The sequence below is a fragment of the Agrobacterium sp. LR_9 genome (assembly GCF_041954855.1).
In the GTDB taxonomy this organism is placed as follows: domain Bacteria; phylum Pseudomonadota; class Alphaproteobacteria; order Rhizobiales; family Rhizobiaceae; genus Agrobacterium; species Agrobacterium leguminum.
Genome location: NZ_JAVAYA010000018.1, coordinates 24362 through 37213 on the forward strand (window position 1 = coordinate 24362; position 12852 = coordinate 37213).

Consider the following 12852-nt stretch of genomic DNA (forward strand, 5'->3'; position numbering starts at 1 on the left):
TGCAAAAAAAGTTCCGTTCCGCCGGAACTATTTTTTTCACGGCGCATTCTTTGCCACGACGCAAAAGGAATACCGGACGTTATGAGCATATTTCAATCGGACCAAGATCAGCCGGACAATTCGGCCGCCCCCCAGGTTCCACACTCCGGGCGGGCGGTGATTTCCCGTAAGCTCAGGGAGCTTTATGATGCCGTTCAGGATGAAGGCATCCCTGACAAATTCCTCGACCTTCTCGAAAAACTCGATGAAGCCGAAAGCAGAGCCAAAATGAAGGCTTCGGAGGAATGATGGCGAAAGAGCCGGAGCTGACAGAATACAACTTCAAACGGGAAATGCTGGCGGCGCTGCCGAACCTGCGCGCCTTCGCTATTTCTCTCATCCGCTCGCGGGACCGTGCCGACGACCTCGTGCAGGACACGATCATGAAGGCATGGGCGAAACAGGATAGCTACCAGCCGGGCACCAATATGCGGGCATGGCTGGTAACGATCCTGCGCAACGAGTTCTACAGCCAGATCCGCAAATCCGGCCGTGAGGTGCAGGATACGGACGGGGTCTATACCTCGCGCCTGTCGGTACCGCCAGAACAGCATGGTTCGGTCGACCTTCAGGACTTCCGCGCAGCACTCGCAAAGCTGCCGGACGACCAGCGTGAAGCGATCCTGCTGATCGGGGCTTCGGGTTTTGCCTACGAGGAAGCCGCCGAAATTTGCGGTTGCCCCGTCGGCACCATCAAGAGCCGTGTCAGCCGCGCAAGGCTGCGCCTGCAGGAATTGCTCGGCATCGAAAACGAAAACGAGTTCGGCCCGGACGCGCAGATGACCGCGGTGACCGCCGCCGCCACGGCGCGCTGAGGAAAGTGAACATCAGAAACGGGCAGGCAAACGTCTGCCCGTTTTTTCATGTCCGCTTTTCAGATGCCGGCTTCCTTGACCGATTGCATGACCACGAAGGTCGAGGTGTTGGCGACGGATGGCAGGCTTGAGATTTTCTCGCCGAGTACCCTTCGATACTTGCGGATATCGCTGGTGCGCACCTTCAGAAGATAATCGAAGGCGCCGGCGATCATGTGGCACTCCTCCACTTCCTTGATCTTGCGCACCGCCGCGTTGAATTCCTCCAGCGCCTTTTCGCGCGTATCGGAGAGCTTTACCTCGGCGAAAGCGATGTGATCGACACCGAGCTTCTGCGGATTGAGCATGGCGCGGAAGCCGAGAATATAGCCCTCGTCCACCAGCCGTTTCAGCCGTGTCTGGCAGGGCGTCTTGGAAAGACCGACCCTTTTCGAGAGCTGCAGCACGGACATGCGCCCGTCTTCGCTCAGCGCCTCCAGAATCTTGAGATCGAAATGATCCAGATCGTCTGTTTTTTGACTATTTGCCATGTGATTTAACGCCATATTTCAAAAATAAAAGTTCATATTGCCTGTTTTATCCTGAAAATAGGGCCATAGCAATTTCTGCGGTGATGATATTGTCTGTCACAGGATGACAAGCGGCGGGGCGGAGGACACGCTGCCGCCGAAGGTCTGTCTTCAACAGCGTTTTCAGGATTTTTCAGAATGGCCGATGGTGCAAGCAACGCCGGTGTAGTGGCGAACGGTATCTTCCAGAATTTTGCGCCGCCGGTGCGCGAGCAAAGCCTGCTGCGCAAGGCGATCACCGCCGCCTATCGTCGCCCGGAGGAAGAATGCCTGGCGCCGCTGATCGAGGCGGCAACGGTGACGGCGGAAGAAACGAAAGCCATTCGCGACACGGCCCGCAAACTGATCGAGGCATTGCGCGCCAAGACCAGGGGCACCGGCGTCGAAGGTCTGGTGCAGGAATATTCGCTCTCCAGTCATGAGGGCGTGGCGCTGATGTGCCTTGCCGAAGCGCTGCTGCGCATTCCCGACACAGCCACCCGCGACGCGCTGATCCGCGACAAGATCGCGCGCGGCGACTGGAAGTCCCATATTGGCGGCGGGCGCTCGCTCTTCGTCAACGCCGCCACCTGGGGCCTCGTCATCACCGGCAAGCTGACCTCGACGGTAAACGATAGCGGCCTTTCGGCGGCGCTGACCAAGCTGATCGCCCGCGCTGGCGAACCCGTCATCCGCCGTGGCGTCGATATGGCCATGCGCATGATGGGCGAACAGTTCGTGACCGGCGAAACGATCGGCGAAGCGATCAAGCGTTCGAAGCCGCTGGAAGAACAGGGCTTCCAATATTCCTACGACATGCTGGGCGAAGCCGCGACCACCGCCAAGGATGCGGAGCGTTATTACAAGGACTACGAAAACGCCATCCACGCCATCGGCAAGGCATCGGCCGGGCGCGGCATCTATGGCGGTCCGGGCATTTCCATCAAGCTTTCGGCGCTGCATCCGCGTTACGCCCGCGCGCAGGCGGAGCGGGTGATGGCGGAGCTTCTTCCACGCGTCAAATCGCTGATGCTGCTCAGCAAGAAATACGATATCGGCCTCAACATCGATGCGGAGGAAGCCGACCGTCTGGAACTGTCGCTTGACCTTCTGGAGGAACTGGCGCTCGACAAGGACCTCGCCGGCTGGAATGGCCTCGGTTTCGTCGTGCAGGCCTATGGTCGCCGCTGCCCCTTCGTTCTCGACTACATCATCGATCTCGCCCGCCGCTCGGGCCGGCGTATCATGGTGCGTCTCGTCAAGGGCGCCTATTGGGATGCGGAAATCAAGCGCGCGCAGGTGGAGGGACTGGAGGACTTCCCGGTTTTCACCCGCAAGGTGCATACGGATGTCTCCTACATCGCCTGCGCCCGCAAGCTGCTCGCCGTGCGCGATCTGGTCTTTCCGCAGTTTGCGACCCACAATGCGCAGTCAATGGCGACGATCTACCATCTCGCCGGCCCCGGCTTCAAACTCGGCGACTATGAGTTCCAGTGCCTGCATGGCATGGGCGAACCGCTTTACAGCGAAGTCGTCGGCAAGAAGAAACTCGACCGGCCCTGCCGTTTCTATGCCCCCGTCGGCACCCATGAGACGCTGCTCGCCTATCTCGTCCGCCGCCTTTTGGAAAACGGTGCGAACTCTTCCTTCGTCAACCGCATTGCCGACCCAGCCGTGCCGGTGGATTCCCTGCTGGAAGACCCGGTTGCCGTCGTCAAGGCCTATGCCGTTCCCGGCGCGCGTCACGACCGCATCGCCGCCCCTGCCGGCCTGTTCGGCCCGGAACGCAAAAATTCCGCCGGCCTCGATCTTTCCAGTGAAACGACGCTCGCCGCGCTGGACAAAACCCTGAAGGCGGGTGCTACGACCGAATGGAGAGCGTCGGCACCGCAGGCGGGCGGAAACACGCGCCCGGTTCTCAATCCCGGCGACCACAATGATATCGTCGGCCATGTGACGGAGCCCACCGAATCCGATGTCGAAGCCGCCATGCAGCGGGCGGTGGCCTCTAACTGGCCATCCACCCCGGTGGAAGAGCGCGCCGCCTGCCTGGAGCGCGCCGCCGACGCCATGCAGGCCGAAATGCCTGCCCTGCTCGGCCTCATCATGCGCGAAGCGGGAAAATCCATGCCGAACGCCATTGCCGAGGTGCGCGAAGCCATCGACTTCCTGCGTTATTACGCGGCGGAAGCCCGCAGGAACTTCAAGACTGGCGAAACGTCGCTCGGCCCGGTCGTCTGCATCAGCCCATGGAACTTCCCGCTCGCCATCTTCATCGGTCAGGTCACGGCGGCGCTGGTTGCCGGCAATCCGGTTCTGGCAAAGCCCGCCGAAGAAACGCCGTTGATTGCGGCCCAAGGCGTGCGCCTGCTGCATGAGGCCGGCGTTCCGCAGGATGCCGTGCAGCTTCTGCCGGGCGACGGCAAGACGGGTGCCGCACTTGTTGGTTCACCCCTTACAGCCGGTGTAATGTTCACAGGCTCGACGGAAGTGGCGCGGCTCATTCAGGGTCAGCTTGCCGGCCGGGTTCTGGCCAATGGCCAGCCGGTTCCGCTGATTGCCGAAACCGGCGGTCAGAACGCCATGATCGTGGACTCCTCCGCGCTTGCCGAGCAGGTGGTCGCCGATGTCATCGCATCCGCTTTCGACAGCGCCGGCCAGCGCTGCTCGGCGCTGCGCATCCTCTGCCTGCAGGAAGATGTGGCGGATCGCACGCTGACCATGCTGAAGGGCGCGCTGCACGAATTGCGGATCGGCCGCACCGACAAGCTTTCCGTCGATGTCGGTCCCGTCATTACCGCCGAGGCGAAGGGCATCATCGAAAAGCACATCGAGGGAATGCGCGGGCTCGGCCATCGCATCGAGCAGATCACGCTTGCCGGCGAAACCGGCAAGGGCACCTTCGTGCCGCCGACGATCATCGAGATGAAATCGCTCGCCGATCTGAAACGCGAAGTCTTCGGCCCGGTGCTGCACGTCATCCGCTTCAAGCGCGACAATCTCGACCGGCTGATCGATGAGATCAACGCTACCGGCTATGGCCTGACCTTCGGCCTGCATACCCGCCTTGACGATACGATCCAGCATGTGCTGTCGCGCGTCGCAGCTGGCAATCTTTATGTGAACCGCAACATCATCGGCGCGGTGGTCGGCGTACAGCCCTTTGGCGGACGCGGCCTTTCCGGCACCGGTCCCAAGGCAGGCGGTCCGCTTTATCTCGGCCGCATGACACAGGTTGCCCCAAAGATAGACCGGGTTGCGAGCCAGCAGGATCAGGCAGCAGTCGATCTTGCCCGCTGGCTGGATGAAAACGGCGAAACCGTTGCGGCCGAAGCCGCGCGACAGACGGCAGTTCTTTCCGGCCTCGGTTTCGAAACCGAGCTGGCGGGTCCTGTCGGCGAGCGCAATGTTTATGCGCTGCATCCGCGTGGAAAGGTTCTGCTGGTTCCGGCAACCGAACAGGGGCTTTACCGCCAGCTTGCGGCAGCGCTTGCGACCGGAAACGCGGTTGTCATCGACAACGCTTCGGGACTGGAGAAATCCATTTACGGACTGCCGGCAACCGTGACCTCGCGCATCGTCTGGGCCGATGACTGGGCGAAGTCCGGCACCTTCGCCGGCGCGCTGGTCGAGGGCGATGCGGAGCGTATCGTGGCGGTCAATAAAAAGATCGCCGCCCTGCCCGGCCCGCTGGTTCTCGTTCAGGCAGCGTCAACGGAAGCGCTTTCCGGGGAAAGCCAGCCTTATAATCTCGATTGGTTGGTCGAAGAGGTTTCCGTCAGCGTCAACACCACAGCCGCCGGCGGCAATGCCAGCCTGATGAGCATTGGTTAAAACAGGTTCCGGCGGGGTCTCGGCCCTGCCGGTTCATGCCTTATCCGTTGGTGTCACCGCGGCCGAAGAGCTGGTTCAGAACCTGCTCTTCCAGCCTTGCGAATTCCGCCGTGCCATGACGGCGCGGACGCGGCAGTTTCACATCGAGATCGAACGCAATGCGCCCTTCATCGATGACGACGATGCGATCCGCAAGCGCCACGGCCTCGGAAACATCGTGCGTGACGAGTACGGCGGTGAATTTCTGCTTGCGCCAGATGCGCTCCAGCAGAAGCTGCATTTCAATGCGGGTGAGCGCATCGAGCGCGCCGAGCGGCTCATCCAGCGCCAGGATTTGCGGATGGGCCACCAGCGCACGCGCCAGCGCCACGCGCTGCTTCTGGCCGCCGGAAAGCACATACGGCCATTCGCCAGCCCGGTCTTTCAGACCGACCTCTTCGAGAATTGTAAGCGCCTGTTCCTGCGCCGCCTCGCCCTTGGCGATGCCGGTCAGCCCCACGGAGACGTTGCTCGCGATACGTTCCCACGGCAGAAGACGCGGCTCCTGAAACATCATGCGGGTGCGGCTCGATGCGTCCTTCGAGACGGTTCCGGTGGTCGGCGTGTCGAGGCCGGCCAGAATGCGCAGGAGCGTGCTCTTGCCGCAGCCGCTCTTGCCGATGATGGCCAGAAACTCGCCTTCCCGCACATCGAGATCGATGCCGCGCAGAACCGGCTTGTCGCCAAAACTCTTCGCCACATTGCGGAAGCTGAAGGCGACCTTGCCGTCGCTCGTCTTTTCGCGTTGTTCGATTTTCGCCTGCGACGGGAGGGATGGCGGGGCATCCGGGCGTCTCAGCGTCGTCACATTGCCGGTCGACATGGGTTACCTCAGACTTTCTTGAAGGCTGGATGCCATTGCAGGAAGACGCTTTCGAGGAAGCGGGCGAAACTGTCGGCCAGCTTGCCGAGAAGCGCATAGATGAGGATCGACAGAACCACGACGTCGATCAGCAGGAACTCGCGCGCCTGCATGGCCATATAGCCGAGGCCGGACGAGGAAGAGATGGTTTCGGCGACGATGAGCGTCAGCCACATGATGCCGAGCGCATAACGCAGGCCGGTGAAAATGGCCGGCAGCGCGCCGGGCAGAATGACCCGCCGGAACAGCGTGAAGGGCGACATGCCATAGGTGCGGCCCATTTCCACCAGTTGCGGATCGACACCCTGAATGCCGAGCAGCGTGTTGATGTAGATCGGGAAAAACACCCCGAGCGCGACGAGGAACAGCTTCGCCTCCTCATCGATGCCGAACCACAGGATGACGAGAGGAATGAGCGCCAGATGCGGAATGTTGCGGATCATCTGCAGCGTCGTATCGGTGAAGCTGCGGGAGAATTTGGAGAGGCCATTGGCCAGGCCGAAGATGAAACCGATGGAGCCGCCAATAGCGAAACCGGCGAGTGCGCGGGCGGAACTGACGCCGATATTGGCAATAAGCTCACCCGAGAGCAGCAACCGCCAGAAGGCTTCCGCGACAGCGGAGGGTGCCGGCAACACATTGGCGGAAATCAGACCGGCACGCGCCGCCGCCTCCCAGCCTGCAAGAATGAGGGCGGGGAGCAGCCAGCCTGTGATGCCGCCAATCTCGATACGCTTTGCGGTGCTCATGGCATACCCTCCGGCTCTTGCTCAGTTCGTCGCGCCAGACCAGACGGCATCCTTGATGCTGATCTGTTTCGGGATGAGGCCGAGACGATAAAAGCGGTCGGCGGTTTCCTGCTGGCTGGCGACGATCTTGTCGTCGATCCTGGTAATGCCGAATTCCGAGCGGTTCGCGGCAAGCGTCTGCGCCTCCAGCGGCACGCCCGTCACCTCATGCAAAGCTGCGGCGACCTTGTCGCGGTTGGCGGCGGACCATTTCGCCGCCTCGCCCAGAGCATCGATGGTGATGTTGATGGTGTCTGCATTGGATTTGGCGTAATCGCGATTGGCGAGGAAATAGGTGCTGACAGCAAGCACATCGCTGGTGCGGGCCAGAGTGACCGGCTTGTAGCGGGTTTCGGCAATCGCATAGAAGGGATCCCAGACGGCCCAGGCGTCGATCTTGTCGCTGGCGAAGGCGGCGGAAGCATCGGCGGGGCTGAGATACACCACCTCGATGTCGCTGAATTTCAGGCCGTTCTTCTCCAGCGCCGCCACCAGCAGATTATGCGCGCTGGTGCCCTTGCCGACACCGACCTTCTTGCCCTTGAGATCGGTAACCGATTTGATGCCGCTTTCAGGCTTGGTGAAGATCGCCTCACCCTTGCCGTTCGAAGGAAGGGCCGCGACATAAACGATGGCGGAACCCGCCGCCTGACCGAAGATCGGCGGCGCATCCCCCGTCCAGCCGACATTGATGGAGCCGACATTCAGCGCCTCCACCAGCGGCGGGCCAGCGGTGAACTCAACCCAGGAAACCTTCACGCCCTTGGCCTCAAGCGCCTTTTCGATGACACCCTGCTGGCGGGCGATCACCGGCAGGCCGGTTTTCTGGTAACCGATCTTCAGCTCTTCCGCCGCCTGCGCCTGCAGCGGCAGAACCGATAACACGGCGGCAACAAAAAGGCTGGCGGAAAGCGCGCGGCGGGTGATGGCTGGCATTTTATCTCCTTGTCACCAGCCCCTCTGGCCGGTTCACGATATGGAGCAATGCTAGGGTTTTCTATTAAAACGATAGAGAGACGATAATTCAATATGAGCAATATTGCGGGAATAAAATTCCGCGCAAATGCCTCTTTTCCGCAAATCGTCGCGGACACCCTCATCCGACCCATCGAATAGAAATGCCGGCGCGGATGGAACCGCGCCGGCATGATGGATCAATTTCTCTATGGAGGAAGCGATTATTCGATATCGAAGGAAACGCCCTGCGCCAGCGGCAGCGCCTTGGAGTAGTTGATGGTGTTGGTGGCGCGGCGCATATAGGCCTTCCACGCATCCGAACCGGATTCACGGCCGCCGCCGGTTTCCTTCTCACCGCCGAAGGCGCCGCCGATTTCCGCACCCGAGGTGCCGATATTGACGTTGGCAATGCCACAGTCGGAGCCTTCCGACGACAGGAACCGCTCCGATTCCTGCATGTCGCGGGTAAAGATCGATGAGGAAAGACCAGCAGCGACAGCGTTATGGTCTTCTATCGCCTGATCGAGATCGTTATATTTCATGACATAGAGGATCGGCGCGAAGGTTTCTTCCAGCACCGGTCCAGCCTGCTTCGGCATTTCGACCAGAGCAGGCTTGACGTAATAGGCATCCGGCGCACCCGTATCCACACGCCCGCCGCCATTCACCACGCCATCATGGGCTTTCGCCGCTTCGAGGGCCTTCTGCATGCCGTCGAAAGCCGCCTTGTCGACCAGCGGGCCGACGAGTGCGGAGGTTTCCAGCGGGTTGCCGACGGAAACGGAGGCATAGGCCTTTTTCAGACGCGGCACGAGCTGGTCATAGACGCTGTCATGCACGAAGAGACGGCGAAGCGTGGTGCAGCGCTGGCCGGCCGTGCCCATGGCGCCGAAGGCGATGGCGCGCAGCGCCATGTCGAGATCGGCGGAAGGGCAGACGATGCCGGCATTGTTGCCGCCGAGTTCCAGAATGGCGCGGGCAAAGCGTTTCGCCAGACGCGGGCCGACATCGCGGCCCATGCGGGTGGAGCCAGTGGCGGAGACGAGCGGCACCTTGGGATTGTCCACCAGAGCTTCACCCACCGCGCGGTCGCCGATCAGAAGCTGCGAAAGACCTTCCGGCGCATCGCCGAAACGGGCGGCCGCGCGCTCGAAGATGCCCTGAACGGCAAGCGCCGTGAGCGGGGTCTTTTCCGAAGGCTTCCAGACCACCGAATTGCCGCAGACAATGGCAAGCGCCGCGTTCCACGACCAAACCGCAACCGGGAAGTTGAAGGCGGAGATGACGCCGACGACGCCGAGCGGATGCCAGGTTTCCATCATGCGATGGCCGGGACGTTCGGTGGCGATGGTAAGACCATAAAGCTGGCGGGAAAGGCCGACCGCGAAATCGCAGATATCGATCATTTCCTGCACTTCGCCGAGGCCCTCGGAGGGAACCTTGCCCGCCTCCAGCGAGACGAGACGGCCGAGATCCGCCTTGAAGGCGCGCAGTTCTTCGCCAAGCAGCCGGATCAGTTCACCGCGACGGGGCGCCGGCACATTGCGCCATGTCTTGAAGGCGGCATCGGCCCGGTCGATCACGGCTGCGACACCCTCGACCGAAACGGTCTTGAGGCTTGCGACCTGTTCACCCGTCACCGGGCTGAAGGAGGCCATATCGCCGCCGGTATAAAGATCGCGGGCAACGCCCATCCTGTCGAGCAGGGCCGCGGCTTCCTGTTTCACGTCGAGCTTCGTGGTCGCATCCATGTCCATCGTCCTTTTGGCTTAAAAGGGGAGGAAAGGCCGTTTCGATACGGCGCTTTCAACTCCCGTCACTCTTCTTTCCCCGAATTTGCCATTCGTTCTGTGAAACTGGCGTTTTACACCGTTCCATTCTTTCCCGTAATCATATATGGGCATAATGGCCCTTTTCCAATGAGGAAAGCGGGTAAGTTGATGCGAGAATGGAATGGATCCGCGCAGAAGACTGGTCCCTGACATCGTTACCCTGCAGGCGTTCGAATGCGCGGCACGGCATGGCAATTTTACGCGTGCGGCGGAAGAACTCAACCTCACGCAGAGCGCGGTGAGCCGGCAGATCGGCGAACTGGAAGCGCAGACGGGAATGCAGCTTTTCGAGCGCATCCGCAGGCGGGTGGTGCTTTCGGAGGCGGGGCGTAAATTCCTGCCCGATGTGCGGCGCCTGTTGCAGCAATCCGAACAGTTGATGGTGCGCGCGGTCTCGGCCGGAACTTCACACGCATCGCTTTCCGTCGCGACGCTGCCGACATTCGGCAGCCGCTGGCTGATGCCGCGCCTCCACCGCTTCATCGACGACAATCCGGAAATAACGATCACCATCGGCTCGCGCTCGCATCCCTTCGATTTTGATGAAGAAGGTTTCGATCTCGCCATTCACTACGGCCAGCCGGTCTGGGCGCATGGCACCTGCACATTTTTGTGCAACGAAGTGATCGTGCCGGTCGCAAGCCCCGCCCTGCTACGCCGCGCCGGCGTGAACCAGCCGCAGGATCTGACCGGGCAGCCGCTGCTGCATGTGACGACGCGGCCGAAACTATGGACGGAATGGCTGGAGATGAACGGGGTGACAGCCGAGAATGCCTATCAGGGCAGCCGTTTCGACCAGTTCTCGATGATCATCGAGGCCGCCGCAAGCGGCATCGGTTTTGCCCTTCTGCCGAAATATCTCATCGAGGCGGAACTTGCCTCCGGCCGCCTCGAAATCGTCTTCGACATCCCCTTGCAGACCGACAAGAGCTATTACGTCGCCCTGCCGGAAGGACGGCAGGACAATGCGCTGGCCCGCGCCTTTCAGGCCTGGCTGCTCGATCAGGTCGGCAAACCGGTGTAATCCGTCATCCGCTCAGTTCGAAGGATGGAGAGAAACGTCATACAGCCCCGGAAGATCGGGGCCGACGGGCACGATGCGGGTCGGGTTGAGCGCCTTGATGGAATAGTAACCGCGCTTGATATGGTCGATATTGACCGTGTCGCGCACGCCCGGAATGGTCAGCACTCGCATCATATAGGCCTGCAGCGCAGGATAATCGGCGATGCGGCGAAGATTGCATTTGAACAGGCCATAATAGGCGGCATCGAAACGAACCAGCGTCACGAAGAGCCGGACATCCGTTTCGGTCAGGTGATCGCCGAAAAGGAAAGGTCCGCCTGAGACCAGGCGGCTTTCGAGCTCCTGAAGCGTCGCGAACACATCGGCAAAGGCCTCTTCATAGGCGACCTGCGTGGTGGCGAAACCGGTTCTGTAAACGCCGTTGTTGAGGCGCGGATAGATGTGGTCATTGAGAGCATCAATCTCATCGCGCAGCGCTTCCGGATAAAGGTCCACGCCATTATCGGCCAGATCGCCGAAACCGGAATTCAGCATGCGCAGAATATCGGCGGATTCGTTGTTGACGATGGTTTTCGTCTTTTTATCCCAAAGCACGGGCACGGTGGCGCGGCCGGTATAATGCGGATCCGCGCTGGTATAGACCTCGTGCATATAGGTAAAGCCGTTGAGCCTATCGTGATCCGAACCCGGATAGTCGCCGAATTTCCAGCCCTCGTCGGAAAGCGCCGGCTCAACCACGGAAACGGAAATCACCTCTTCCAGCTTCTTGAGCTTTCGGCCGATCAGCGTGCGCGATGCCCATGGGCAGATCAGCGCGACGTAAAGATGATAACGGCCGCTTTCGGCCGCAAAACCGCCCTCACCCGTCGGCCCCGCCGAACCGTCAGGCGTTACCCAGTTGCGGAAACCGGAAGTCTGGCGAACGAAGCCGCCCTTCTTGTCGGTTGCCTGCACCGGATGCCATTCGGCGGTCCATTTTCTATCCACGAGCATTTGCGGCTCTCCGCTCATCTAAAGATGAAAGCCTTATGGGCCGGGTTGCCGCCGCTTCACAAGCCGCGCTTCGGTTGACGCACTGTTTCCGATCAGGGGTGAGTTCAAAGCCGATTGCGGAAAAACGGGTTCCAGCGCACGGTGCCGAGCCTCACCTTTTCGCGGATCATCGTCAGCAGTCCCGATGCGGCGATGACGGCCAGACCCAGCACGGCGACCGCATCCGGATATTCGTGGAAGAAAGCCATGCCGATCGCCACCGCCCAGAGGATTTGCGAATAATGCGATGGCGCGATCTGGCTCGCCGGCGCGATGCGGGTTGCAACCAGAAGGGTGATCTGCCCCGTTGCCGTGCAAAGGCCGATGAAGGCGAAGGCCAGGAGCTGGTGCAGGTTGGGCATGACGAATTCGGGGATGGAGGCAACGCCGTTGAAGGTGAGGCCGTAAATCAGCAGCACGCCCATGATCGAAGTGCGCTTTTCCTTGCCCGCAAGCGAGCGCAGCAAAACGATGGTCATCGCCGCGAGGAACGCAACGCCGATGGCGGCGAAATGCCCGAGTTCGAGTGTCTTAAAGCCGGGCCGCACGACGAGGATCACGCCGACGATACCCGCCAGAACCGCCGCCCAGCGCCATGGGCCGATATTCTCCTTCAGCACGACGGCGGAAAGCACGGTGACGAAGAGCGGCGACAGGAAGATCAGCGCATAGGCTTCCGCCAGCGGAATGGTGGTGAAGGCATAGATGCCGAAAATACCCGCGAAAAGGCCGGAGATCGCGCGCCCGTGCACCGCGAAGGGCCGGCTCATGCGCCAGAACTCACGCCACCTTTCCTCGCGCGGCTTGCTGAAGAAAATAAAAATGCCGGAAAACAGAATGCTGAAGAAGCCGATTTCGAAAACGCTGATCTGCGATCCAAGCGACTTGATGGTGGCATCGCCCATGGAAAAGGTCGCATAAGCGAACAGACCGAGCAGAAAACCCTTTTGCATTTGAACGTCCCCAAACACCGACCGCAATGCAAAGCATCCCCCGGCCGCGTGGAACGCGACCCGGACGCCCCTTTCAAGGGACAGACAGTCTGGCAGATTTGATCCTCAGCCCTATGGCTAGACCCGGCT

The 12852-nt window shown here is 60.9% G+C and carries 11 protein-coding genes; 4 read left to right on the top strand and 7 right to left on the bottom strand.

The features are described 5' to 3' along the window. Nucleotides 1-81 precede the first annotated feature (81 nt). Nucleotides 82-288, top strand: a complete 207-nt coding sequence (locus RAC79_RS19030) for a NepR family anti-sigma factor (protein WP_003522527.1) — start codon at nt 82-84, stop codon at nt 286-288. Beyond that, the gene (locus tag RAC79_RS19035; protein WP_065657313.1) at nt 288-854 is read left to right on the top strand and encodes a sigma-70 family RNA polymerase sigma factor; all 567 of its coding nucleotides are present in this window, start codon (nt 288-290) and stop codon (nt 852-854) included. Before RAC79_RS19030 ends, RAC79_RS19035 begins: the two co-directional genes overlap by 1 nt. A 59-nt stretch (nt 855-913) precedes the next feature. Here RAC79_RS19035 and RAC79_RS19040 read toward each other — a convergent pair whose 3' ends face one another. Next, nucleotides 914-1384, bottom strand: coding sequence for an Lrp/AsnC family transcriptional regulator (locus RAC79_RS19040; protein WP_174040226.1), 471 nt, complete (start codon nt 1382-1384; stop codon nt 914-916). Between the two features lie 177 nt (nt 1385-1561). Here RAC79_RS19040 and putA point away from each other — a divergent pair, with 177 nt between their 5' ends. Next, on the top strand, nt 1562-5236 hold the full coding sequence (putA, locus tag RAC79_RS19045) for a trifunctional transcriptional regulator/proline dehydrogenase/L-glutamate gamma-semialdehyde dehydrogenase (protein ID WP_174040224.1): 3675 nt from the start codon (nt 1562-1564) through the stop codon (nt 5234-5236). Between the two features lie 40 nt (nt 5237-5276). On the opposite strand, the gene RAC79_RS19050 is transcribed toward putA, so the two are convergent. From RAC79_RS19050 to RAC79_RS19065, 4 genes are all read right to left on the bottom strand, one after another. Then, nucleotides 5277-6098 (bottom strand): ABC transporter ATP-binding protein, encoded by an 822-nt coding sequence (locus RAC79_RS19050; protein WP_174040222.1) that lies wholly within the window; start codon nt 6096-6098, stop codon nt 5277-5279. A gap of 8 nt (nt 6099-6106) precedes the next feature. Then, entirely contained in the window at nt 6107-6886 is a 780-nt protein-coding gene (locus RAC79_RS19055) for an ABC transporter permease subunit (RefSeq protein ID WP_174040220.1), read from the bottom strand. Nucleotides 6887-6907: 21 nt separating this feature from the next. Next, nucleotides 6908-7861, bottom strand: a complete 954-nt coding sequence (locus RAC79_RS19060) for an aliphatic sulfonate ABC transporter substrate-binding protein (protein WP_174040218.1) — start codon at nt 7859-7861, stop codon at nt 6908-6910. 242 nt (nt 7862-8103) lie between these two features. Continuing rightward, complete coding sequence (locus RAC79_RS19065) at nt 8104-9633, bottom strand: aldehyde dehydrogenase family protein (RefSeq protein WP_174040217.1); 1530 nt, start codon at nt 9631-9633, stop codon at nt 8104-8106. A gap of 202 nt (nt 9634-9835) precedes the next feature. Here RAC79_RS19065 and RAC79_RS19070 point away from each other — a divergent pair, with 202 nt between their 5' ends. Continuing rightward, nucleotides 9836-10738, top strand: a complete 903-nt coding sequence (locus RAC79_RS19070; protein WP_174040215.1) for a LysR family transcriptional regulator — start codon at nt 9836-9838, stop codon at nt 10736-10738. Nucleotides 10739-10750: 12 nt separating this feature from the next. Here the strand turns inward: RAC79_RS19070 and RAC79_RS19075 are convergent, their stop codons facing one another. Together RAC79_RS19075 and RAC79_RS19080 are read right to left on the bottom strand one after the other, a co-directional pair. Further along, nucleotides 10751-11731 (bottom strand): glutathione S-transferase family protein, encoded by a 981-nt coding sequence (locus RAC79_RS19075; protein WP_174040213.1) that lies wholly within the window; start codon nt 11729-11731, stop codon nt 10751-10753. 104 nt (nt 11732-11835) lie between these two features. Beyond that, complete coding sequence (locus RAC79_RS19080) at nt 11836-12723, bottom strand: DMT family transporter (RefSeq protein ID WP_078052653.1); 888 nt, start codon at nt 12721-12723, stop codon at nt 11836-11838. Between the last annotated feature and the right edge of the window lie 129 nt (nt 12724-12852).

Excerpts from the sequence above, each read along its gene's own strand:
- RAC79_RS19030 (WP_003522527.1), top strand. The coding sequence starts at position 82 with ATGAGCATATTTCAATCGGACCAAGATCAGCCGGACAATTCGGCCGCC.
- RAC79_RS19035 (WP_065657313.1), top strand. The coding sequence starts at position 288 with ATGGCGAAAGAGCCGGAGCTGACAGAATACAACTTCAAACGGGAAATG.
- RAC79_RS19040 (WP_174040226.1), bottom strand. The coding sequence starts at position 1,384 with ATGGCAAATAGTCAAAAAACAGACGATCTGGATCATTTCGATCTCAAG.
- putA (WP_174040224.1), top strand. The coding sequence starts at position 1,562 with ATGGCCGATGGTGCAAGCAACGCCGGTGTAGTGGCGAACGGTATCTTC.
- RAC79_RS19050 (WP_174040222.1), bottom strand. The coding sequence starts at position 6,098 with ATGTCGACCGGCAATGTGACGACGCTGAGACGCCCGGATGCCCCGCCA.
- RAC79_RS19055 (WP_174040220.1), bottom strand. The coding sequence starts at position 6,886 with ATGAGCACCGCAAAGCGTATCGAGATTGGCGGCATCACAGGCTGGCTG.
- RAC79_RS19060 (WP_174040218.1), bottom strand. The coding sequence starts at position 7,861 with ATGCCAGCCATCACCCGCCGCGCGCTTTCCGCCAGCCTTTTTGTTGCC.
- RAC79_RS19065 (WP_174040217.1), bottom strand. The coding sequence starts at position 9,633 with ATGGATGCGACCACGAAGCTCGACGTGAAACAGGAAGCCGCGGCCCTG.
- RAC79_RS19070 (WP_174040215.1), top strand. The coding sequence starts at position 9,836 with ATGGATCCGCGCAGAAGACTGGTCCCTGACATCGTTACCCTGCAGGCG.
- RAC79_RS19075 (WP_174040213.1), bottom strand. The coding sequence starts at position 11,731 with ATGCTCGTGGATAGAAAATGGACCGCCGAATGGCATCCGGTGCAGGCA.
- RAC79_RS19080 (WP_078052653.1), bottom strand. The coding sequence starts at position 12,723 with ATGCAAAAGGGTTTTCTGCTCGGTCTGTTCGCTTATGCGACCTTTTCC.